The sequence below is a fragment of the endosymbiont GvMRE of Glomus versiforme genome, assembly GCF_003546845.1.
Genome location: NZ_NWVA01000002.1, coordinates 451,093 through 474,004 on the forward strand (window position 1 = coordinate 451,093; position 22,912 = coordinate 474,004).

Below are 22,912 nucleotides of genomic sequence, written 5' to 3' on the forward strand. Positions count from 1 at the left end.
TAGTTTTTTTTTAAATAATGAATATGCGCGCGCGAAAGAGAGGAAAATTTAAGGTGAATTTTGTGTGATTTTGGTTTTAAAAATGGAGAGATTTTTGCTAAAAGTTTTTCAGAAAAAATTTAATCTTTGTTGAAATGTTTATTTTTCCTCTTACCCAACCAGTAACCAATTCCTAAAACAGCCAAGCCAAAAAGAACTAAGCCGCCAACTAATAGATAAGTACTATTATTCGGGCTTTTGGTGTTATTTTGGCTATTATTTGGTGCTGATTTTCTGATTTCTGCTTTTTGCGGCTGACTAACTATTTCTTGTAAGTAAGCCATATGAGCTTGGGTTTGTTGATTAGCATTGCCCCTAGAAACTAATTCTTTGGCATGAACCAGTAAATCCATTAGCACAGTGCCTTTTCAGCAATTAAGTTGGATTTGTTTGTTTTTGATGCCCTCAATGATTTTGCTAAATTGCTCGCTGGTTAGGTTGTTTAAGTTTTTCGCACTAGCCGGATTTTTGCTGATATTAATACGTTTTAGGTTGGGAAAATCAGTAAATAACTTGGCAAAATCTATTTCTTGGATTTGGTTGCCAAAAAGATTAAGGCTTTGTAGTTTTTCCTTATTCGGTAAACTATTTAAGAAATCCAGGTTCTCAAACTGATTATTGGCAGCATTAAAACTTTGGAGAGTAGTAAACTCGCTTAACGTTTCCTGCTAGGTCTCTATTGCTTATGTCTAGGTAATAAATGTGTCCTTTACGGGTGATTTGGTTTATATGCTGTTGAGCGTCATTATTCATATAAATAATTTTATTTATAACTTGGCTTTTATCTTTCCAGGGAAAAAATTAATCAACATTCGCAACTTTTTCATTACCTCAATTATTTTTTCGTTAGATAACTCGCCAATTTTCTCTTTTAACCTTTCTTTGTCGATATTATGAATTTGGTCGGTCAAAATTTTCCCTTCTTGGTTAGCTACTCGCACTTTTGCTTCTCAAACATAAACATACTTGGCTTGACCTTGCTGGTTAAAAGCCCGAGTTAAAGGCAAAATAGTAATGCGGTCGCTCTCCTCATTATATCATTTGGTAGAAATAATTAGCACAGGGCGAAATCCTTTGATTTCAGTGCCAATAGTTTCCTCATAAAAAGCACACTTATAGACTTCTCCAAATTTGGGTGGTTTAACTGTCTCCTTTTGGTTAGTTTCAATCTCACTCATTATCGTCTTTTAATTTAGCGTTGTCCTGGCTTTGAATTTTATCTCAAAACTTTATTTCTTTTTGTCGTTCTTTATCTTTATTTGCTAAACGCATATCCCGACGATAAATTTCTTCTTCGGTCAAGTTAACTGTGTCTTTATAAACCACTTCATAATTAGCATTGTTTTTATCTAAGAGACTTTTTATTTTAGCACTGTTATCAGTTTTAATTATTAAGAGTTCTTTCATAATAGTTATTTTTAATTTAAACTTTTTTTGCGAAAATTCTCGCCACCCACTAAAATATTAGTATAATCTTTTAACCAAAAAACCATTATGTAAGGGCTACGCCCTGCTTACAGTTAAAGGGTTAAAAAAGAGTTAGCCAAGAGTTTAGGAAAGTTGGTTAATAAGGAAAAAATGATTAAATAACTACTGCGTAAGGAGTATATTTTTATTTTTAAATATATGCTTCCTAATTTACAAGTTTTAAAGCAAATTCGCCAAAGAATTCTAACTATCCCAAATCAACACGGAGAATTTAAACGTAAAGAGCATTGCGGATTATTTTTGTTATGCCAAAAAGCAGGCTTGCGAGTAAGTGAAGCGGTGAACTTTGATTTATCAGCTAAAACTAGAAAAGGCTTATATCGCGTTAAAACCAAAGGCAAAAAGGAGCGATTTGTCTACATTCCCAAAAAAGTCATTAGTGAACTTAAAAAATGTGAATGAAAACCCCAGCAAACTAATCGCTTCAACTTTTACCATTTCCTAAAAAGCATTAAAAAATCCCTAGAAATCCCTGCTAATACTGAACTAACTCCCCACACTTTGCGGAGAAGTTTTGCCACCTATCACGCAGAAGCAGGATTACCTTTACCATTACTCCAAAAACTTTTAGGTCACCAAAGCATTAGAACTACCGCTTTATACTGAATGAATACTTACCATGGCGACGATGATGACGACACTGCTGATATCCTAGCAGGAAAGCAATGACTAGAAAAACCCAAAAAGCCCCAACCTGAACCTGACAATCCTGTTAAAGTGAATTTAGACCAACCACCCATTCTATTTACACCAAATTTACCATCATTTAACCCTATACCAACAGAGCATTTAACCAAAATTCACCAGCTAGAAAACCAATTAAGCCAAATCCAAAAAGAAAATAACAATTTAAAGTCCGAAACACCGATTTACAAAGTGATTTATCAGAATTAAGCCAACAAAAAGCCCAAGCAACAGCCGAAAAAGAACAAATTCAGCAAGAATTAACCGAAGCACAGCAAACCGTTAGCCAACTAACCCAAGATTTAGCCAGCGAACAAGAAAAAAGAACCATCACTGAAAATAATTTAGCCCACGAAAAGCAAATCAATAACAATCTCCGTCAACAATTACAAACTGAGCAAGAAATTAACACTAATTTAACAGCCAAATTAAACCACAGCGAACAAACATCCTCTTTATTTAGTTGTTTATCAGTCCAACCTTACTTTATTTTGCTGTTCTTGTGCTTGATGGCATTTCCTCATAGTGAAGCCGAAAAGCAAGCCGAGGAGAAGTGATATCAAGCAAGGAAAAATAAATAAATTAAGGCTGAATTTGCCTTATTAATATTGAAAAAATAGCAGATTTATAAGGGAATTTAGCCACATTTTCACTTTTAAAAGCCTTAAAAAAGGAGTTTTAAAAAGGGCTGGATTTCATTATTTTCACTTAAAAATGGGCATTTTGGGGAGGAAAGGAGCCCCGGAGGGGCGACTGAAAGGAAAAATTTTTTTTTTTGTTCTTTTTTTTAAATAAAGAAAAAATCCTTTTAATGCTTTCTTTTTTTTTTTCAAAATAAGTAAGCAAAAAAAGCAAGCAAACTAATACTTGCTGTCGTTATAACCACCACGAAAGGGTAATCAAGACTTAAAACGCCCTACTTGATGCAACTTGACAACATTTTCAATTTCAATTCATTCTTCATTAGCAAACCCATTCTTTCACTGTCTTTTGCCTGATGAATGCTTTACTACTAATTGCTTTGTTGAATTTCCAATAACAGGTTTATCATAAACACGAGTTCACTCAATTTTCCATTGTTGGGGATTTTTCTTAATATCATCGATTATTGCCCTTCTAATTTTTTTATGGTCATTTTTAGTAATTCATTTCTCTTCAATTATCAACTTTCCCCTTTCTTTTCTGTGGTTAGTAAGTCAGTCTTCTCCAATTGTTTCTTTACTTTCGATAACAAATCAGCCAAACCGGTCAACTGTTAAGTTTGATAAATTTTGCAAAAGTTTTTCCTTTATTTGCCTACTTTTATTTATCACCTCTTTTATTTGAGGAATTTCATTTTCTAAAAAGATATCATTTTTTTCCAAAACCTTAACAACTTTTATTTTTTTTTCATCTTCTCCATTTTGAAAATCTGCTATTTGAATTAATTTAGCGTGCGTAACATAAGGGCTATAATCAGGAACTTCGCTGACAAGTTTTTTCACTCATCTAATATCGAACAGTAATTTACCCAATAATTTTAAATCTTCCTCGGTATCCAAAAGAGAATCATTAATTGCTGACTCTTCTTGCAAAGCAAGAGGTGGATTTCAATTTTGCCCAATTATTTCTTTTCGAAGTTTTTCAAGATTTTTCATATTTATGAGATTTTACAGTCAGAATTAGGAACAAAATAGACATTTCTGTTAAATCTGTGATTTCATGTGGGTTGGAGAACCTGAGCAATTTGTCTTTCAGCTTCCTGCTTATATCTTCTTATTTCGCTTTTTTTACTTTCTAATTCGTAAGGTTTGTTTAAACTCAAATTCTCAAAATGGTAATTGGTCTTTGATATTTCACTTGCCAAATCTCTAAGATTATTAGTAAAAAGTTCACCAACCCCACTAAGGAATCTCATTCTCGCATTACCTACCTGCTCTGAAAACTCAACACCTCTCATTAATTTATTAGCAAAGTGTTCGCAGTTTTTAAGAAACAAGTTATAAGTTCCTGTATCATATTCCTGACTACAAAGAGCTCTTGCCATATGTTCAATCACTTTGTCTTGATGTTTAAAAGGAATAGTTGCATTATATCTAGTTATTGACGTAGCATTATTTCCAATTACCACATTTCAAGGATGAATGTTAGCTTTTTGTCTTTCCTTTTTACCTAATAAACCACCGTTCGGATCTCAAATATGAAGAACTTGCCCACTACCCAAATAAATCAATACGTGTTCATATCCCCAATCTCTCCTAATTTTTACAACATCAAAAGGTTTTAAATAATCATCTGGATTGCTTATATAAGTCGGCAAATTGCTTTCTATAACCAAAGGCAAAGAAACATAAAGACACACACCTGTTGAAGGATCTAGTGAAAGAAGAGGACTATACGAATTATCAGAAGTTCATTCAAAGATTAACCTGTCATTTTTACTTATGGCATTAGCCCAAGAACTAGAAGAATTAGCTTTTACAACTTGTAAGTTCTCCATCATTTGCCTTACCCTTGGTTCATAAACTACCACTCAAACATCATTATTAGAACCAATTATCATCGCACAATTAGGACTGAACCAAGTCGAAAAAAAAGTCAAAGCCTTTATTTTTCCTTCTCCTCTCAATTCATAAGGAAAATTATAACTGTTACTTTGAGCCACTTTTTCACATTCAAGAACTTTTACCACATCGTTGCGATTTAGACTATTCCCGGGTGTTGATTCAAATGGGCGTACACCACCACCAGATATTTGTGTAGTAGAACGAGGAGAAAGCCCCATTTTATCTAATTTGTCTGCTTCATAACTACTTATTCCAAATCGGTCGTATCAGTTCCCACCATGTATATCTTGCATCCTTAAATATTTTACTCCTCCAGGGACAGAAGGTTGAATAGGTCTAGATGAAACAAAAGTATTATATTTCAGACAAGCTGAACACTTATTATCTGCTTCCGAAGTTAATCCTAATTGGTCAGCTACATGTGCATATTTTTCATATGTTGATTGCTGATAACAATTACAATTTGTACATCATTTTGGCATTATCTTTATCTTTCACCTCCTTTGTTTTTAATTTTGTTTTTTCCATTTTTGATTTCAATTATATTTCTTTTCATATTATTTACCTCATATATATATTTTACACACACAAAATTTTTTTATAATAATTTGGTGAACCAAATTTATAATAGTGAATATATGCGTGCGCGAAATGAGGAGAAAATTTAAGGTGAATTTTTTGTGTGATTTTGTTTTAAAAAAAAAAATTTTTGCTTAAAAAATAGTTCAATTATTTTCCTCTATGCTTTTCATAGCATTTAAGGGCTTTTTCTAATAATTCAATCATTAAACAATTTTCTTCCGTTGCCATTCTTTTTAATTCTTTATGGAATTCAGGCTTCGCTTTTAAAGACAGTGGTTTCGTCCTGCCTGTAATTCTTTTATCACTTGGGGCTAATTCAGGGGCTTGTAAGTTTTGACTGGGTTCTTGGGGTGCTTCTCCCAAGATTTCTAAACTTCTTAATTTCTTAACTTTTTCTCATTTATTCATAAATATATTTTACAGATACCGCTTTATTTATGCCGCTTTCTGTATTTTAGATTATTCGATTAAAAAAAGCATGTTTTATGCCCTGAATTAACTTTAAATCCAGGATTTTTCCCCGAGGTAATTGTTCTAATATTCTTGGTTTTTGATAAGTATTCAGGAGAAAATAACCTTTTCCTCCCGCAATACTTAAATATCTAATTCTCCGCATCACTTCACCTAAACGATTAATAAATCTCTCATGAGTAGATAACACTTTAATTTGAGTGGAAAACTTAAATTGTGATGATACTTTTGCTAACTTCTGACAAGTTTTTTTTCCTATTTTTGGTTTTTTCGCTTCCTGATTACCAACTAATAGGAAAAAATTTGCTAAACTTTCTTTTAATTCTGCTTGATTTTTAACTTGCCAAAAGCTTATCTTTGGGTAAGTTGTCCACTTGTTGTGCTAAAAAAAAGTTTTAACCTTCATTTATTTCCTTGGTTAGCACATTACTTAATTTATCAATAAGTTCGTCATAGGTTATTGACTTTGTGTGTGTGTGTGTGTGTGTTATATCATCATTCATAGAACTCCGTGAGAATATTAAAGTAGTAAAAAGCTCAACCGGAAAAAAAAAATAGAAAAATTCTAATATAGGATATGAAAAAATATTTATCAATTAGCCCTTACAGCAAAGAGTGTTTGGAGTTAGGAGTATGTTTTTATGACCGCGAACAAGAAAATTATCATTTTTTTACTTGGGGAGAAGTAAATGTTGAAAATATTATAAGTTTAGTTAATGAGAAAATTAAGGAATACGAGGTGGAAAAAGTTATTTTTAGTCAGCCAAAAAATAGCACCAAAATAGTCAAGGAAAGTTTTGCTTCTTTGGCTTCAATAGTTGATTTTCAAGCAGTATCAAAAGAAATAATCCAAGAAACTAGTTCTTTACTTAACAAAGGAATATATTCAATTGCTAATTTGGAGAGAAAAAGCGGCTTTTGATATGTCAAAGAACAAAGAATACTTACCAACCACATTTTAATGGCTTATCTTGCCCTGGTTCGCTATTTAGAAAAAGAAAGAGGGCAAAAGTTAATTCAAGAAAACGAAACTCTTCAACCACTCGAAAAGAAAAAGCAGCCGTCTACTGTATTTACTGGTCAAGTGGTTAAGTGCGAAGTTTATCATGCAGCAAGAGGAGTAAATAAAGGAAATACTTTTTATTCGCTACTGATAGAACATGATGATAAAAAAATCCCCCGACCGGTCAGAATAGCTGTTTTTTATACTTTATTGAGAGATAAAACGATTTGAGAAAAATTGATTAGTGGAGAGTGTTTAAATAAAAATTGCATTTTTTATTGTTGGAGCAGCGGGAAAGGGTTAAGCCTTTCTTTTTGGGAAGAGGAAAACAAAGAACATTAAAACAAAAATTTATGACTTTTCTCGCTTTTGGTAATCATACTGTTCGTAGTTTAATAAATTCTCCTTATTTTCAGTTAAAAAAATTTTTGCTTTTGGTTGACAAATACAAAAATGATAAAGTACTTCTTAAACTGCTAGAAACAAAAAAAATTGCTTATCAATTATTAGACAAAAACGATTTTTCTCGTTATAGCTTTGACAAAAAAAACCAAGGTATCGTTGCTTTTATTAGAGAATATAATTATGTTTCACTTAATTCCTTGCTAAAACAAAAATCAAATCACCGGTTTCCTTTATTGGTTATGCTAGATGGCATTGAAGACCCTCATAATTTTGGAGCAATTTTACGAACTTGTGCAGCTTTAAAAGTAGATGGAGTGATTATTGCCACCAAAAATCAAGTGCCAGTAAATAGCACGGTAATCAAAGTTTCTATGGGTGGTGTGGCTTATGTTCCTGTTTGCCAAGTTAATAATTTACTAGAAGCCATTAATGAATTAAAAAAAAATAATTACTGAATTGTTTCTACTGTTTGTCAACCAGGAAGCCAAGAATATAATCAAATAGAGTTTAATTTTCCTACTTGTATAGTTTTTGGCAATGAGCACCAAGGTATTAAACAAAAAATCATTCAAAAGAGCAATAGTGCTATTTATATTTCAATGAGCAATAATATTAGTTCTTTAAATGTTTCTGTCAGTTGTGGAATCGTTTTGGCACGATTAGTTAGTCAGTGAGAAAGAAACGAGTTAAAAAATAATCACAACAATAATAAAAGTTAATAATAACTACGAAACATTGTGTTCCGTACTTTCTTTTTGCCTTGTTGCAGTTATTTTAAAAAAAAGATAAGAAATCTTTATTATTCTTCAACCGGGACAGAATTTTCAAGACTAATTTGCTTTTTAAAATCATTGATTTTGTGGTTAATTTTGCTTTTCTTTCGTGCAGCATTTTTTTTATGAATAATTCTTTTTTGAGCAGCTTTATCAAGGATTTTTTGGGCTTGGCTAAGTAATTTTTTTAAGTTAGCAAAGCCGGCATCATTCTTTTGTAAATTACTTTGCTTGCATTCATTTTCAATTATTTTATTCTGATTTTTAATTAAAGTTTTATATTTTCTTTTTTCTGCTTGACGCTTTTTATTTTTGAGAACTCTTTTTTGATTTAATTGGTTTCTTTTGGGTTTGAGGATTTTTCTTCTTTTTTGTTTTCTATCCTTTCTTTTTATTTTCATATATTAGTAATTTTTAAAATGTTGTCACAATTACTAGTTTATTTTGCCTAATTTGTTTTTTTATTTAGTTCACTTTGAGTTTGTTGCTTTTGATTTTCTTTTTTTCTTATCATATAATTTTATACAAAAACACTTTTTACACTTCTGATATTTTGCAAATTCTGTTAAAATTATATTATATCTATGGTCCAGACGATACTTAATGAACCTTTATATCAAAAATTTAATCTTCATTTAATTGAAAAAAGTTGAATCGAATTCTTTCAAGAACAAATTAAGCAAGAATATTTTCCTAACTTACTAGCCCAAATAGACAATGAATATCAAAATCATTGGTGCTACCCGCCCCAAAAAGATGTTTTTCGTTTGTTTCAAGAAATATCTTTGCCACAAATTAAAGTAGTAATTTTAGGACAAGACCCTTATCATCAACCAAAAGTTGCTGACGGAATTGCTTTTAGCACTAAAAAACCGAATTATATCCCTGCCACCCTGCAAAATATTTTTTGAGAATTAAGTCGTGACCTTGATTGTCCTCCACCCACCAACAGCAATTTATTCCCTTGAGTAAAAGAAGGGGTATTTTTATTGAACACTGCTTTAACTGTCCAAGCAAGTAAGCCATTATCCCATATGGAACTTTGAAAAGAGTTCACTTATTCCTCAATCAAGTATTTAAACGATTATAATCCTGAATTTGTTTGAGTATTTTGGGGCAAAAAAGCTGAATTAATTAAGGATGAATGCCAAATTGCTGATAAATTAAGTATTATTTCTACTCACCCTTCACCCTTTAGTGCCAATTTTAATGTTAAACATAAATTTTTTGGCTCTAAACCTTTTTCCAAAGTTAATAATTTATTAATTGAAGTCGGAAAGGAGCCTGTTAATTGGCTATCCATAGAAAAGCCAGCAATTAATTAAAAATTAGTTACTTTGTCTTTTTTCTTCTCTCTCTCTCTCTCTCTCTCTCTTATTCTTCTTTTTTGCTTCATTTAGGAGCGTGGAAGGAAAATAACGCTTCTTTGTTTTTATTAGTAAAAGCAAAATTATCCAAAGAGCCAAAACACCACTCCAAAAAAAGCAAAAAAATTTAAATCATTCTCCTTTTTCGGCCCATTCAAAGCACGGAACCATAAATTTCTTTCATCCTTTCTCTGTTAAATAATCCTTGTCGGCAGTTGCTACTCTAAATAAATTGGTGACAAAGAAAATGAAAGGCTGAAAAGCCAACAGCAAAAAAATCTTTTTCTGGTAAACCATTTTTTCTTCCACTTTAACAAATTTACAAAAGTAAAATAAAGACAAAGGAAAAGTAACATAATGTCAAATAAAAGAATAAATTCACCAAAAGGGCCCTCGGGGAATATCTTTACTTAATTGGTCCGGTAAATAAGTAGTAAACATCACTATGCTTAATGCATTACCAACTGCCAGAACTAAACCAAAAGTTTTTCACCATTTTGGGATTTTCTTATTCTTTTCATAATCTCATTTTAATTCAATTAAATTATAAATGATTGCCAATACTGAACTCCAAACACATCAAAAAACAGTCAGCCACTCCCAAAAAAAGTTAAAAGGTGCGTGAGCAAATTTATTACTCCCTAATCTGTTATTGAATATCAAAGAGCAAGCAAGAGAAAAAATGTGTAACAGGGTGTTAATTATTAAAACTGGTCTTTTTTCAAAAATCTTGCTTAGAAAAAGTTTTCTTCTGAATTCCATATTTTCTATTTATTAATATAAATTTTTATTGTTTTTTTAACGATTTTCATAAAAAATCGAATTCTTTGTAAGAAAAATTATCTTAAGAATAAAAAATCTTATTATTTCTACCTCTTACTTTTTGGTAAAGGATGCTTATTCTTCCCTGTACCAGTAGTAATTTTAAACACAGTACCTAGCACAACAGCCGTAACTAAAACTCCGCCACCAATGGTTCAGGGAAGCCATTTTTTTTCTTGGGAAGGGTGCGTAGCTTGTTTGTTTTGCTGCTGCTTTTGCAATTGTACCAAGTGCTGAATTGATTGTTCAACTCTTTGTTGATGAGCATTTACCATTTGGTAGATTTGAGCATTCGTTTCTTTTTGTTCCACTAATCAATTATGTAATTCTTGGGAGTAAGTTTGTGTTTTTAAGGCTTGACTTGTTTTGGTCATTAATTCTTGCACTAATTTGGCTTGCTCGACAGTGGTTATTTTTGCTTCTTTTTGGTCTTTTTCTGTCTTGTCTTGTGGCTTAGCAACGTTTTCAGCAAAGATTTTTTCAATAATGGCTTTTTCTTCTGGCTCTCAATTTTCTCCTTCGTTGTTTTGGGTTTTTATTTCAGCAATTATTTCAGGATTAAGAGGGGTTTCTTGCTGAGTAGGTTTTAATGGTGAACCAGATTCTGGTTTAATAGGAGTTGGCTGAGGCTTAGGAGTTGAAGAATCATTTCTTTCAGAAGTAGGAGGGGAGAAACTTCCTTCATAGCTTCCTCCGCCGCTAAAGTATTCGCTGCTAGCACTCGAAGGAGAAGGCGAGCTATCGGGAGAACTTCCTGCACTAGTGCTACTACTTGTGTCAGAAGAAGTAGGCTGGCTACTTGATGTGCTGCCAGAAGTTGTTGGCTGATTAGTTGAAGTTTGAGCCACATTAGGGTGTGTTGTTTGAGTTTGATTTCCATCGTTACCACCAGCATTACCACCAGTCCCAAAACCAGTATTTGCCCGAGGAGTGTAGCCACCACCGCCTGGAGCACCACCTCCGCCACCAGTTCTGGCATTTCTTTGGTTTGTTATTTCATTATCAATCAATGTGGTCAATCCAGCCCTTAACACTGCACATTCTAGACCATTTTTTCCATCAAAGTTGCTTTCTCAATCTCTTCCCAAGATAGCGTTTTTATCAGTTCCTGCTGCTAGATTAGCAACGTTATTATCTCAATGATGATTTACTGCTTGAATTCCTTCGGCTTGTTGTTTAGTTCTTGTTAAAGGATCAATATTATAATTAGTTCCGTCTAAAGTTGCTTGACGATCATTAGCAGTTCCTTCATTTCCTAACTGGTTAGGGTTATGTCAACTATTATTATAAACAATCCGAACTTCAGTACCATTGAATCCTTTTCCTTGATAAGTTAATATTTGGTCGTTAGTCAAACCAACTGGGATAGTTCCTCGGAATTCGTGAATGAATTGGGCTTGGCTTTTCAAAAGGTTAAGGGTATTATAAGAATAAGGTTCTCCATCAATAACTCTGCCTTGGTTAGGCTGAATATTATAATCAGTAACATCGCTGGCACTTCAACCATTATCGATATTTATGCGAGCATCAGTTGGTGGGTAATTTTTGCTTAGCCAATCAAAGGCTATATCATTTATTTCATCTCTTCCAATCGGAGCATGAATTCTTCCTGGCCGTGTGCTTCCAGGAGCATTATTTAGGGCGGTTTCATAAGCAGCCAGTTTGTCAATTATTTCGGGATTAATAGTGTTATCATAATCAACACCATTTCAAGTAATTTCACCATGATGTCCGCTAATTAAGTTGCCAATATTTTCTGGATTTCAATATTTATCATAAATTATTCTGGCTCTTGCTGGGTCAGAATAAATTTCTATCCAATTGTTAATTTCTGCTTCGTCAACTGGTAATTCTCTTTCTGCATCATCTATTAATATACCGTTTCCTGCTTGTCTGAACGAATCCTGATATTTGGCAATTCGGGTTTGATTTTCTTCTCAATAATTATAAACTTCTCAATTTGTAATGTTGGTTTTATCGTCAGCAAAGCAAATAATTCCTCTTCCTTCGTTATTAATGCTAATTTCCTCTGGATTAGTTCATCCATTATCATAAGAGTTTCATGCGTTAATTTCAGTTAAGCGGTGAGTACGATTAGGACTTGTTTTCTTGTAAGCTAAAATTTCTTCATCTCTCATTACTGCTCCCTTAACTTGGAAATAATGAATAAAATCTAAATCATCTCTGTTTTTAACTTTGGGTCAACCCCATTTGTTGGTATGCCATAGGAAGTATAGACAAAAGTTCCAGTGAGTCGATTAAATCCGCTAACTCTGCCTCCTTTGTTATCAACATCTCCCAGTGTTCCATTGTCATTAAAATCTCTTCAACCATTAGTTCAAACTTGGTCGGCTTCGCTGTCTGCTCCGGCATGACGGGTTGGACTCAGATTACTATTTCTTCAACTTTGACGCAGAGCATTTTGCTCGTGAGTTGGTGCATCTCTGCCAAATTCGGCAACATGATCGGCAAAAAATCTGTTTCATTCTGCATATTCATTATTTATTTCATTCCTTCTTTCTGTTCTTTTTCTATTCAAAGCCGTTTTTTTTAATTCATTTGGTAGTTTTTCGTTATCGGCAGCAGAAATTGCTTCAATTTGGGTATGGATTACTCCTCTGTCATTCAAGTCATCAATACTATCAATAGTTTTTCCTCTAATATCGGTTAAAATTCGGTGAGCATTGTCTATTTGTGTTTTTCCATGTAATCGAATATCAATGTTATTTATAGTAATACCACGTGAAGAAGTATAATTAACTAAATAAATATTATCTCCGTCTCTTGCTGGTTGTAAATGAGAACCATCGTCAAATTTTATTGTACCTTCCAATGTTTTGCCTCAGCCATTTAATGTCAAAGATTTTATATTTCTAGCATGTTCTATATTTGCTTTTCTCGCACCCTCGGGCAAAGCATCATCAGCAATATCAAAGTTAGCAATTCGTTGACCGACTGTTCTTGTTATTCGATACATTAGATTGCTTGAATCAGTTTCTCGTTTAATATCATTTAAAAGGCTATGAACTGTATCTAAATCATTTTTATTACAAATTCAAAGACCTCGAAGATCAATCATTGTGGTTTGTTCGTGGCTTTCATAAATTATTTTGTTATCTTCATTGCGCCCAACTCCTTCCAAATTATCTCAGTGCTTTTCATCATAGGCTTGAATGGCTTCATGAATACTTAGACCAAGGTCAATTCATCTATTTTTGATTTCATTATCCGCAATTCCTCTATCCGCAAAAAAAAGCCTTTCATATGCTTCATCAACGGCATCTTTTAGACGAATAGTAATGGGAAAAGTCAGAGGTGTTTCTCCTGGTCTAGCAGTCATTCTTAATTCTGCTAATGGGTTAGCAAGGTCTATTGGTCGAACAATAAAATCTATAATTCAACCATTATTTTTAGCGGTTTGGCATTGTTCAAAAGTTAAGCCAGTAGCTATTCATTGATTACGAGTTCCCGGAGCAAGGAAAGTTGTATTTCATCTTTCAGCAGTTTCAGCAGTTATTTCTAATGGATTATAATCAGTGCCATCGAGGTGAGCCATACGTTCCGTAATTTGTTCTGGATGTCAACCGTTTCTTTGGGCTGTTTGAGCTTCCTCCAAGTTTAATCTGGTATTATTTCTCCACCGATTTGCTAAATTACGGTTGCCAAATGCTTCTCTTCATCTTCTTACTTCTGCGTCTCTAATTAGATATCTTTCTCTTTGTCTTAAATCTTCAAGTACTTCCTCACATTCTCTTGCTCCTATGAGATTTCATATGTTTCTTCGTGGACCATCTTCTGCAGTCGCAAAAGAGTTCAAAAAGGCAATTTGATTTCTCAATGTCTCTAAATCATCTTCGCTATTTCGCATTGTTCGGGCTCTTCTAATTTGCTCGGCAAAATGTCGTCCTAAATCAAATTCAGTTGTTAGTTCATGCTCCTCAGTTTTATTAGTTGTTATAGGGTTAACACGTGTTCCATCAAACATAATAAATAATCCAGTGTTATCAGGGTCGTTATAATTTTTATCAGAAATGTTATCAGTTCTAGCATTTCATCCTCTTTCAAAAGCAATCCGAGCATCATCAAAGTTAAATCCTTTTTTTCTTCAAGCATGGATTTCGGCTCTTAAATTTTTCTTTCCTTCTTTTTGGGCTGCTTCAAGTTCCTCATCAGTAGGGTCTCTATCTCTAAATAAGTCTTCCGTCATACCGGTGAAAAGTGGGTCAGTATCTCAACGCTTACCAGCCGGTAACTTTTTCGTTCGGTCAGCTATTTCTCGCAATTCTCCTTCAAGGCAATTTTTAAATAATCTAGCATAGAAAATTACTTTTTTTGGCATTGTTTCTATTTCGTTCCTTCATTCTTTTTTATTGTCAAACAAAATAGTGGATGAATGAGGTAAAAATACTTCTACTCCGACTTGTTGTTCACCAGTTCTAATTGTCTCGCGAACTGTTGTGTCTCCTAATCTTCTTGTTCTGTTTACAACTTCATAGTCAGGGTCTCCTGAGCGAACTTCTCTTCCATCGCTCATAATATATATATATATAGGATTAAATAGAGGTCTTATATCGTTAGGTTCTCATTTTCTTTCTCTACCAAGATAGTTAGCTTTTCCTGGAGTTAAAATTAAAGAACTTTGTCATTTATATCTTTCAGCAGCATCAGGAAAAAGTTCTCTTCATTCTCCATCTTGGGCGACAACTCTCTCTTTTTTTACTATTAAAGGGTCAAAGATATAACTTCCTTCTTCGCCGCTTAATGAAGCTTTGCCAGCAATTTCTCTATTTTCATCTAACATGTCTTTTACATCCTCAGCCTCTCAGCCATTTTTGAAATGAGCATTAATGATTAGTTGAGGAGAAAAGTGTTTTTTTAATCAAGGTTTTATTAATGCTGTTTTTTCTTCATTATTAAGAGCCAAAAGTCTTCTTTTGTCTTCCTCTGGTAATTGTTGTGAAATTCTTCCTAAGTAGAAAAGATGTTTAAAAAGTTCACGGTCGCCAACAAAAATTTTACTTTCTTTTCCTTCAATGATAGCAATTGGTATTGTGTCACCTTCTGCTTTTACTTTTAAGTCTCTGGCTTCTCAACCTGCATTATGAATTCGGCGAGAATTTTCATCATCTCAACCTTTTTCTTTATAGGCTAAAATTTCTTGGTTAGTAATTGCTTCCATGGCTTCCATGGCTTCTCGTCCGCCTTGTGCGTCTTTGAATTTATTAATAAATTCTGCTTCCTCTTCACTTAGTTTTTTAGCCAAAATATCAGCCACAATCCTTTGAGTAGTGGCTACCACATTTTCTAGTTCTGGATTTCGGATAACCGACAAAGCATCATTCCTATCTCTCCCTTCATGGTCATCTGCTCGGTAAAAGCGGTTTTCTAATTCTAAATCATCGGGGCTTAAATTTGAATCTGTTCTAAAAGTTCTTAATACGTCTCGTATATGAATTAGAATGGCTTCGTGAACTTCATTTTTTATCCTTTCTGCTTCTTCTAAATTGGGAGCATCAGTAATTTGTCTTTCTCATTCTTCAACTTCTCTAATTTCATGTCCCCTTTTGATGCCATCAATATTATTAATATCATTAACGACCTTTTTAATTTCGTCCACGATTTCTCTTTTTCGGTATCCGTCTCCTTTGGATTTTCTTATTTCTTCGGCTGTTGCTTCACTAATTTTCTCGTAAGACATGCCAATACTTAACACTTTTCCGCCAAAAATATCTTTCCCAACTTCATTTATTTTTCTTAGTTTATAAGTTCCATCTAAATTAAATACTTTGTCATCAAGGTATCCACTACTTGTCAAGTATTTTTTTATTTCTGCTACATCAAAAACTAAATAGCCTTCTTGGTCGCCAGAACTTATCATAATCATTGGTTCTCAAGCAGTAGGTTCACTTTCTCAACCTTCTTCTAAACTGTCGTTAATTATTTCTTTTAATTTAGCAGGGACTTTATAACCTTTATCGCTTCCTTCAAATCTTCCTTCGGTTCTTTCAAGTTTTTTAGTATCAAGAATTATAAATTTAGCATCAGGATTAGCATTATAAAAATCAATTGTTATAGGGTCAACAATGGTGCTTAATTCTGCGTCAGTAAAATTGACCCCATGGAAAGTAAGATATTTTTTTTCTGCTTCAGCTTCAAGTAATAATCTACCTAAATCATTATTAGAATAAACGTTCCCATCATTGTCAACTCTGAAAATACTAGTTCCATCTCCTCCGAAACGACTGATTTTAATGGTGCTAATTTCTTCGTCTTGAATAGTAATAGGAGAGGCTAATTTTATAATTAAATCATTTGCTAGTGTCACTTTTTTCATTAGATGCATTCATCCATCACGCATTGTTGTTTCAAAATAATTAGCATCCGACCCTCTACCTCGTTTACTCTTTCCATTAATTAACTTTCACCCTTCACGCTTCCGAGTCTCCACAGAATCTTCTCAAACGTAAGTAGAATTTATAGAAATCGGCACTTCTACTTCTGCAACTTCTATTGTAATATTTTCCTGGGTATTTTCATCCTCTCTTTCTATCCTTGTTGTTTTTTTCGCATTGTTAACAGTTTTAGTTATTTCTTTATCGGCTAAAAGATGCGTTAAGTATCGATCTTTTTTTCGATTGTTATCACCAGAAAAAATATTTACTAAATCAGGAAGATAACCTGATATGAATCCTTTTTTACTAATAGCAATTCATTCCCCTTCTCCTCAACTATCATTTATCTTTCATGCTACTTTACCATCAGACTGAAAATTAATTTGAAAATTTTCTAAATCGGGAACGGTTTCCCCAATTTCCTCAGCGGCAAACTTAATTATTTTTTTTAATTCTTTTGAAATAATATTTCCAGTAACATTTTTATTAACTCAATTTAAGTTCAAGGAACCGCTGGGAAAAATAAGTCAGTCAGAACTAGAATTTATTTCGGTTAATCTTTCTTGTTGAGTTTGATGAATTAATCCTCTTCTTAAAAGGTCTCGAGAAAATAATCTGGCTAATTCTTGATCTATATAAAAAGTGGTTGGTCTTTCTGAAGAACCAGATGAATCTCCGCTTTCTTCTCGTTCTGTTCATCCTTCCTTTTTTTGAAGTTCTTTCCTTATTTCCATTAAAATTTTGCCTAAATGGTTTCGTCCGACATAGCTTCTTTCATCAATATAATGAGTAACACCTCAAAAATTATCATCTTCTGTTTCATCAAGAAGAAAGTTGTTATCCACTATTAATGTTTCGTAGCCAGTATCCATTAATCGTTGTTTTAGTTCTGGATTTTGAGTGAATTTTTGTCTTATGACATATTTCATGGCATTTAATTTATAGGTGTCTCAATCTCTTCTTATTTCTCCACCTATTCTGGTCGGATCTGTTTCAGCGAAATATCTCGCATTTTCTCCTGAGTATTCTTTTAATTGAACTTTAATTCTTAATTCATTTTTTATTTGTTTTCTTGTATCCATTGCTCAATCAGGATTTTGTCAGGCAAATTTTAAGGCTTGAAAAAGATGTTCAGCACTGGCAAATTTGAATGGTTCGTCACCCTCGCGTCCTTTTCCTCCATCAATAGTAAAATAGTCCGAGTCTTCTGCTATTTTTCCGTTATTGTCAATTTTAGTTGGTAGAAGCGAATTAATTGGCTCTCCTTTATAAAAATTTGTGAGTCAGAAATTTCCATCTTCTGGTTTGTTAAATCTTATTACTTTATCATTCATATTTTTCATATATATATATATATATTATTTTTACTAGTGCTTTACATAAATTACTAATTTATTCCGGGCCAAGTTTTCTAAATTATTTTCAAATTCCTTTTTTTTTTCTTGGTCCAACGCATTATCAGCTTCATCTAATAGAAAGATATCGGCTTGGGTTTTAGTAGCAAAAAGTTGGCTTAGGTTGGCTAACTGTCTTTGACCAGTGGAGCCTTCGGTGATTAAGTTATCATGAGAACAATAAGCAGTATTAGTTTCCCGTCAATATTTTAAATTAATATCAGTATGAAGATTATAACTTTCTCCCTGAGAGTCAACAATAATTATTTGTCCTTTATGAGGTTTTACTAAACCTAGAATTAAATAAAGAATAGTGCTTTTACCGATGCCATTTTCTCCAAATAGGTGATTAATTTCTCCTTTGGTGAAAGAATGAGTATAATTTTCGAGAATCCATTCTGAACTGCTTTGGTATTTAAAACTTACTTTTTCAAAATTAATTGTCTTGATTGTCACTTTTTCGGGCAAAATTTTTCCTTGAAGATTATCATCTTTTTCAGAAAGAGAGAGAAAATAGTTAACTCTACTTAAAGAAGAAGCATATTCGCCATATTCCCAAAAACATTTAAATATTTCCTGAAAGTTCTCGAAAATCCATCACATTGATAAAAGGTTTCGTTTCGTTTTTGAGAACTTTCCGACTATAAATAATAAAAGATAAGGAAACATTTCTGCTAACCAGTAGATGGGAATGGTTTTGTTTAATGATTTAGTACGGTTAAAAGAAAGCAATAATTTTTCATTTTTTTGGGAAGCTTTTCTTTGTTTGTCTCGGTATTGAGGAGTTAAACCCATACCTTCAATCAAATTAGCCTTTTCAGTTTCTTTATTAATTACGGCTCATTCTTTGGTTAGTTCTTTTTTATGTTTTTTTTCATTTCTTAAAACTAAGCGGGTAAAAAAAAAACTAACTATGTTGATTAAAAGCAGCCAAAAGCAAGAAAAAAAAATCCCTTTGCTATCCATTTTGCTAAACTTTTCCCAGCGCATTGAAATTAGCAAAATAATAGTAAGGAGACTATGATATACATGATTAGGCAAATGTTCTCAGGTGTAGCCAATTTCGCCTGAATCAAATTCAACTAAGATGTTGATTTCTTTGTTTCTTTTTTCTTTCTCCTCAAAGGGTAATTGCCGAAATTTATCTAATAATTGATTTTTTACATAATGCCCGCCCTGCACTCTTAATTCTTCTTCTCAAAGGTTAGAAAAATAAAAAAAGATAGCATAAAAAAAGACTAAGACCACTCCTAAAAGGACAAAATTTTCTTTAGTCAAAGAGGAAAAATGCCCCTGTAGCACTTCAGGTAATAACGAAGAGTAATTATCGTTAGTTATTTTTGCATCTTCGGAAATAAAGTTATCAATAATTAGTAATAAAAAAACTGAAATTATTGTTCAAATCGTAGTAAGGAGAAAATGCCTAATTACTTTAAATTTAAACTTTTCATATAAAGTTCAAAAGTCAATTTTTTGGTTCTGTTTTTCTTTTGGCGAAGGCATTTTGTTTATTATATTCATTTTTAAGAGAAAAAAGTGGATAATTAGTCTTTTTCAAAAATTCGAAGCCTTTTAAAATCTTCTAATAAATATCTTTTTCTCTTTTCTACTAATTCTCTTATGTCTTCAATATCAGTTCAATTTTTTTCTAAATAGTTCATTAAGCAGTCTCTTTCTAAGTTTTTTATAGCAAATCGTTTCTTGCTATCTCATTTAAAAAAGCCCTTGTTTTTTATTTCAGTTCCTTTGAGTAGAGTAATATTTCCCAAGTTATTCTTAAAACTTTCCATTTCCAAAGGATTTTCTCTATGTGCTACTTCCAGATATTCAATGTCATAGTCTTTAACCATTTCCTTTCTAATTCACTCTTTTTCATTCTTTTCAATCTCGTTATTTTCAATTATTTTTTTTCAGTAATAAATAGACATGATAAATTTTCAGACTTTTTCTCTATATCTTTGTAAAGGTTGTCATCTTTTTAAATCTTCGTTGTAAAAGTTATCAAAATTTTCGACAAATTCTTTGTCAAAATTATTTCTTATAAACCATTTTTCGTGTCCAAGTAGCAAAGTGTCGCCGTTGTCTTCTTTGGCCAAATTTTTTAGTAAGGTTTCGCGAATTGCTCAAAGGGGTTTTGCTTCTACTTGTCTACCTTTAACAGTTGTCATTCGAAAAGCAAAAAGTAATAAACTTCTTAAATCTTTAATTACTTTTTCTTTTTCCTCTTCGCTTCTGTTGTTGAATTTAAAGTAAACTGCTAAAATAGGAGAAACTAACCATCGATAGTCAAGCAACATTAAATCAGAAGTTAAATAAAAAATTTCCGAAGGTCAATCTTTTTCTTTTCATCAGGAAATATCGTTTTTAACTACTATGTGGTTGTAGACTTCGGCATATTCTACCATCCAATCGAAAATTGAATTATCTTCATTGGCTTTTTTCTCGAAAAATTCGTAAAATTGAGTTTTGTCACCTCATAAACTATGATAGACATCACCAAATTTAGCTTCTCGAAAACGAATTAAAAAATTAAATATTTCTTGGCTTTTTTTGTAATTGCTGGAATTTTCAGGAGAGGCACAAACTTTCTTTACTATCTTTTCATTTCATATTTGGGAAATCCTTTGCCTTTCTTCCTTAGAAGCTTCATTAGCAATAAATAAACTTCTCACTAAATCAGCCACAGTTAAATCGAGAGCAGTCTTATTCAGAGCCATAAATAATTCGCCAGCATCAGCCTCTTTATTAACAATCATTAATGAAAAATAAAAATTGTTTATAATGGTTTGGTAGACATCGCCACAGTTTCTATAATTTATAGATTTAGTAAAGAAATTATTAGCTCTAGAAATATTGTCTCTTCCTTCTTTTATTTCATCAAAATTTCATGTTTTTAAATTAGTAGAGAAAATGGTGCGTTCAAAACTTTCTTTATCAAAAGGATTATCTATCTCATCTAATTCTATTCGCAGTTTATTTTCGCAAAGCAAAAAATTTGTTATTTGGTTTTTGATTTCCATGTTAGAAGAATATTTATAAATGACTGATAAAAGAATAAAAATTGTGATTAATCTTTGTTGCCCATCAACAATGCTATAAGCGTTGTCTTGTTCTTCCTGTAAAATAATGTTTCCAATAAACCAGATTTCTTTTTCTTCTTGATATGCTAAACGTTTGTTCTTTTCTATAAGTTTTTTAGCACTTTGTCAAAATCATTTTCAATTTTTTGTGTCCCAACTGTATCCTCTTTGATAAGAGGGAACGGAAAAGCGAGCAACTGATTTTTGTTCTAATATTCGATTAAAATCACTAAGATTACATTCTTTTATTTCAGGCTTTTTCATACTTTTTTATTATCTTCTTTCCTCATAACACTCCTTACAAACACTCTTTTGGGTCTCATAGGATACCCTCCATTGTTTTCTACAATGCTTACATCTAAAATAAGCATAGTCAGTATACTTATCTCTCCCATTGCCAAGCACATCCTTATCTTCCTCTAATATTCCTCATTCGGATCATTTCCAAATAGTTAATAAATTACAAGGGAAAATAGTTAATGCTCCAACAAAAGCTCCGTATCATCCTTTTTTATGGTAGCATCAGGCTACACTCCAAAAGTAAAGGATTAGATAACTCAGATACAAGATAAATATTCACCAACGATAACTTCATTGATTAGTAGTTAACATGGTTAATAACATGCTGGGAGGGGTAGCCCCTAAGGTCAGCAACCACCATCTTTTTTTCCATCAATTTTTTCAATATTTATTTAATTTCATCTTTATTTATAGTTTTTTATGCTTACTTTTTATTAGTTTATTGCTCTCTTAATAATAATTTCTCTGATTTCTTGATAAATTTCAGGATTTTCTAGTAAATAGTCCACTGTGTTTTCTTTGCCATTACCTAATTTTTTTTCTCCATAAGAATACCAATTGCCACTTTTTTGAATTATATCTTTTTCAACTGCTAAATCAATAATTTCTCGCTCTTTTTGAACGCCCTTTCCAAAAATAATTTCCAAGTCAGCCGCTTTTTTTTTAAGAGAACCAAAACTATTTTTGATTATACTAGCCTGAGTTTTTATTCCAATATATTCTGCATCTTTTTGGATTCTTTCTCGGGGCCTCATCATAATCCGTAAACTAACATGATGTTCCAAACTTCAACCGCCCGGAGTAATTAATTTAGGACCAAAGAAATTGCTTGAAAGGTCTTCTCTTATCTGATTAACAAATATTAAAATTACGTCCTTGTCACGCATTTTTAAATTAGTGATGGGCAATCTTTCAGAAATTAACCGGGCTTTGGAAGCAATTCCTTGTGATTCAGAACCCTCTTTTAAGTTGGCTTCAGGCACTAAGGCTGCTACTGAATCTACCACAAATAAACTTACTCCTTCCTCAATATTTTTATTAATGAATCTAAAAACTTCTTCACCACCTAAGGAATTAAACTTAATTAGTTCTTTAGCATTCACACCAATGCTCTCAGCATATTCGTTGTTTTTTCCTAATTTATTCTCTAAATCTATATAAGCAGCTATTTTTCCTTGTTTTTGACATTCACTTACCGCGTGGAGAGCCAAAGTAGATTTTCCCACGCCAGGCTGACCAAATATTTCTATAATAGTTCCATAAATATAACCACCTGCTTCTATTATTTTATCCAATAAAAGGCTTCCAGTTGACAAGATTTTTCGTCCACCTAAACCACTTTCTTCTAAGGTGCTAACTGATTTTTCCCCAAATTCTTTTTTAGTGTTTTCAATAATTTTTTGGATTTGCTGTTGTATATTAACTTCAGGGGTTTCTTCAGAAGACTTTTTTTTAAGCATATTAATATTTTTGTGTTTTTCACCTTATAAAAAAATGTTTATTTTTACTAATGCTTTACATAAATTACTAATTTATTCCGGGCCAAGTTTTTAAAATAGTATTACA

Annotated in this window: 20 protein-coding genes; 4 read left to right on the top strand and 16 right to left on the bottom strand. The window is 32.4% G+C overall.

Annotation, left to right across the window (positions count from 1 at the left end; genetic code table 4):
* Positions 1 to 119 precede the first annotated feature (119 nt).
* The 4 genes from GvMRE_RS14200 to GvMRE_RS06000 all read right to left on the bottom strand — a co-directional run bounded on the left by GvMRE_RS14200 (position 120) and on the right by GvMRE_RS06000 (position 1,446).
* A complete protein-coding gene (locus GvMRE_RS14200) occupies positions 120 to 392 on the bottom strand; it encodes a hypothetical protein (protein WP_245939633.1) in 273 nt (90 codons plus the stop codon).
* A 274-nt stretch (positions 393 to 666) separates the two neighbouring features.
* Positions 667 to 792: a hypothetical protein gene (locus tag GvMRE_RS14345; RefSeq protein ID WP_281267951.1), complete on the bottom strand. Its 126-nt coding sequence runs from the start codon at positions 790 to 792 to the stop codon at positions 667 to 669.
* A gap of 14 nt (positions 793 to 806) precedes the next feature.
* Positions 807 to 1,217: a type II toxin-antitoxin system PemK/MazF family toxin gene (locus GvMRE_RS05995; protein ID WP_147410334.1), complete on the bottom strand. Its 411-nt coding sequence runs from the start codon at positions 1,215 to 1,217 to the stop codon at positions 807 to 809.
* Complete coding sequence (locus tag GvMRE_RS06000; protein ID WP_147410335.1) at positions 1,198 to 1,446, bottom strand: hypothetical protein; 249 nt, start codon at positions 1,444 to 1,446, stop codon at positions 1,198 to 1,200. The genes GvMRE_RS05995 and GvMRE_RS06000 overlap by 20 nt, the downstream gene beginning before the upstream one ends.
* A gap of 219 nt (positions 1,447 to 1,665) precedes the next feature.
* Here GvMRE_RS06000 and GvMRE_RS06005 point away from each other — a divergent pair, with 219 nt between their 5' ends.
* A complete protein-coding gene (locus GvMRE_RS06005; protein WP_147410336.1) occupies positions 1,666 to 2,421 on the top strand; it encodes a tyrosine-type recombinase/integrase in 756 nt (251 codons plus the stop codon).
* Between the two features lie 650 nt (positions 2,422 to 3,071).
* On the opposite strand, the gene GvMRE_RS06010 is transcribed toward GvMRE_RS06005, so the two are convergent.
* The 4 genes from GvMRE_RS06010 to GvMRE_RS13595 all read right to left on the bottom strand — a co-directional run bounded on the left by GvMRE_RS06010 (position 3,072) and on the right by GvMRE_RS13595 (position 5,955).
* Positions 3,072 to 3,848 carry a hypothetical protein gene (locus tag GvMRE_RS06010; RefSeq protein WP_147410337.1) on the bottom strand — a complete coding sequence of 259 codons (777 nt, stop codon included), beginning with the start codon at positions 3,846 to 3,848 and terminating at the stop codon, positions 3,072 to 3,074.
* A 2-nt stretch (positions 3,849 to 3,850) separates the two neighbouring features.
* Positions 3,851 to 5,239: a lecithin retinol acyltransferase family protein gene (locus GvMRE_RS06015; RefSeq protein ID WP_147410338.1), complete on the bottom strand. Its 1,389-nt coding sequence runs from the start codon at positions 5,237 to 5,239 to the stop codon at positions 3,851 to 3,853.
* Between the two features lie 247 nt (positions 5,240 to 5,486).
* Complete coding sequence (locus GvMRE_RS06020; RefSeq protein ID WP_147410339.1) at positions 5,487 to 5,747, bottom strand: hypothetical protein; 261 nt, start codon at positions 5,745 to 5,747, stop codon at positions 5,487 to 5,489.
* 46 nt (positions 5,748 to 5,793) lie between these two features.
* Positions 5,794 to 5,955: a hypothetical protein gene (locus GvMRE_RS13595; RefSeq protein ID WP_172575289.1), complete on the bottom strand. Its 162-nt coding sequence runs from the start codon at positions 5,953 to 5,955 to the stop codon at positions 5,794 to 5,796.
* A gap of 432 nt (positions 5,956 to 6,387) precedes the next feature.
* Here GvMRE_RS13595 and GvMRE_RS06025 point away from each other — a divergent pair, with 432 nt between their 5' ends.
* Positions 6,388 to 7,155 carry a hypothetical protein gene (locus GvMRE_RS06025; protein WP_147410340.1) on the top strand — a complete coding sequence of 256 codons (768 nt, stop codon included), beginning with the start codon at positions 6,388 to 6,390 and terminating at the stop codon, positions 7,153 to 7,155.
* Positions 7,156 to 7,166: 11 nt separating this feature from the next.
* On the top strand, positions 7,167 to 7,937 hold the full coding sequence (gene rlmB / locus GvMRE_RS06030) for a 23S rRNA (guanosine(2251)-2'-O)-methyltransferase RlmB (protein WP_147410341.1): 771 nt from the start codon (positions 7,167 to 7,169) through the stop codon (positions 7,935 to 7,937).
* Positions 7,938 to 8,017: 80 nt separating this feature from the next.
* Here the strand turns inward: rlmB and rpsT are convergent, their stop codons facing one another.
* Positions 8,018 to 8,392, bottom strand: coding sequence for a 30S ribosomal protein S20 (rpsT, locus tag GvMRE_RS06035; protein ID WP_147410342.1), 375 nt, complete (start codon positions 8,390 to 8,392; stop codon positions 8,018 to 8,020).
* A gap of 183 nt (positions 8,393 to 8,575) precedes the next feature.
* Here rpsT and GvMRE_RS06040 point away from each other — a divergent pair, with 183 nt between their 5' ends.
* Positions 8,576 to 9,316: a uracil-DNA glycosylase gene (locus tag GvMRE_RS06040; RefSeq protein ID WP_147410343.1), complete on the top strand. Its 741-nt coding sequence runs from the start codon at positions 8,576 to 8,578 to the stop codon at positions 9,314 to 9,316.
* Between the two features lie 3 nt (positions 9,317 to 9,319).
* Here GvMRE_RS06040 and GvMRE_RS06045 read toward each other — a convergent pair whose 3' ends face one another.
* The 7 genes from GvMRE_RS06045 to GvMRE_RS06075 form a co-directional block, all read right to left on the bottom strand.
* Positions 9,320 to 10,120 (bottom strand): hypothetical protein, encoded by an 801-nt coding sequence (locus GvMRE_RS06045; protein ID WP_147410344.1) that lies wholly within the window; start codon positions 10,118 to 10,120, stop codon positions 9,320 to 9,322.
* A gap of 107 nt (positions 10,121 to 10,227) precedes the next feature.
* Positions 10,228 to 12,318 (bottom strand): hypothetical protein, encoded by a 2,091-nt coding sequence (locus GvMRE_RS06050; protein WP_147410345.1) that lies wholly within the window; start codon positions 12,316 to 12,318, stop codon positions 10,228 to 10,230.
* 35 nt (positions 12,319 to 12,353) lie between these two features.
* The gene (locus GvMRE_RS06055) at positions 12,354 to 17,906 is read right to left on the bottom strand and encodes an NADAR family protein (RefSeq protein ID WP_147410346.1); all 5,553 of its coding nucleotides are present in this window, start codon (positions 17,904 to 17,906) and stop codon (positions 12,354 to 12,356) included.
* A gap of 33 nt (positions 17,907 to 17,939) precedes the next feature.
* On the bottom strand, positions 17,940 to 19,487 hold the full coding sequence (locus GvMRE_RS06060) for an ABC transporter ATP-binding protein/permease (protein WP_147410347.1): 1,548 nt from the start codon (positions 19,485 to 19,487) through the stop codon (positions 17,940 to 17,942).
* A gap of 23 nt (positions 19,488 to 19,510) precedes the next feature.
* Positions 19,511 to 21,310 (bottom strand): DUF262 domain-containing protein, encoded by a 1,800-nt coding sequence (locus GvMRE_RS06065; protein ID WP_147410348.1) that lies wholly within the window; start codon positions 21,308 to 21,310, stop codon positions 19,511 to 19,513.
* Between the two features lie 9 nt (positions 21,311 to 21,319).
* Positions 21,320 to 21,748: a hypothetical protein gene (locus GvMRE_RS06070; RefSeq protein WP_147410349.1), complete on the bottom strand. Its 429-nt coding sequence runs from the start codon at positions 21,746 to 21,748 to the stop codon at positions 21,320 to 21,322.
* 32 nt (positions 21,749 to 21,780) lie between these two features.
* Positions 21,781 to 22,806, bottom strand: coding sequence for a recombinase RecA (locus GvMRE_RS06075; protein ID WP_147410350.1), 1,026 nt, complete (start codon positions 22,804 to 22,806; stop codon positions 21,781 to 21,783).
* Between the last annotated feature and the right edge of the window lie 106 nt (positions 22,807 to 22,912).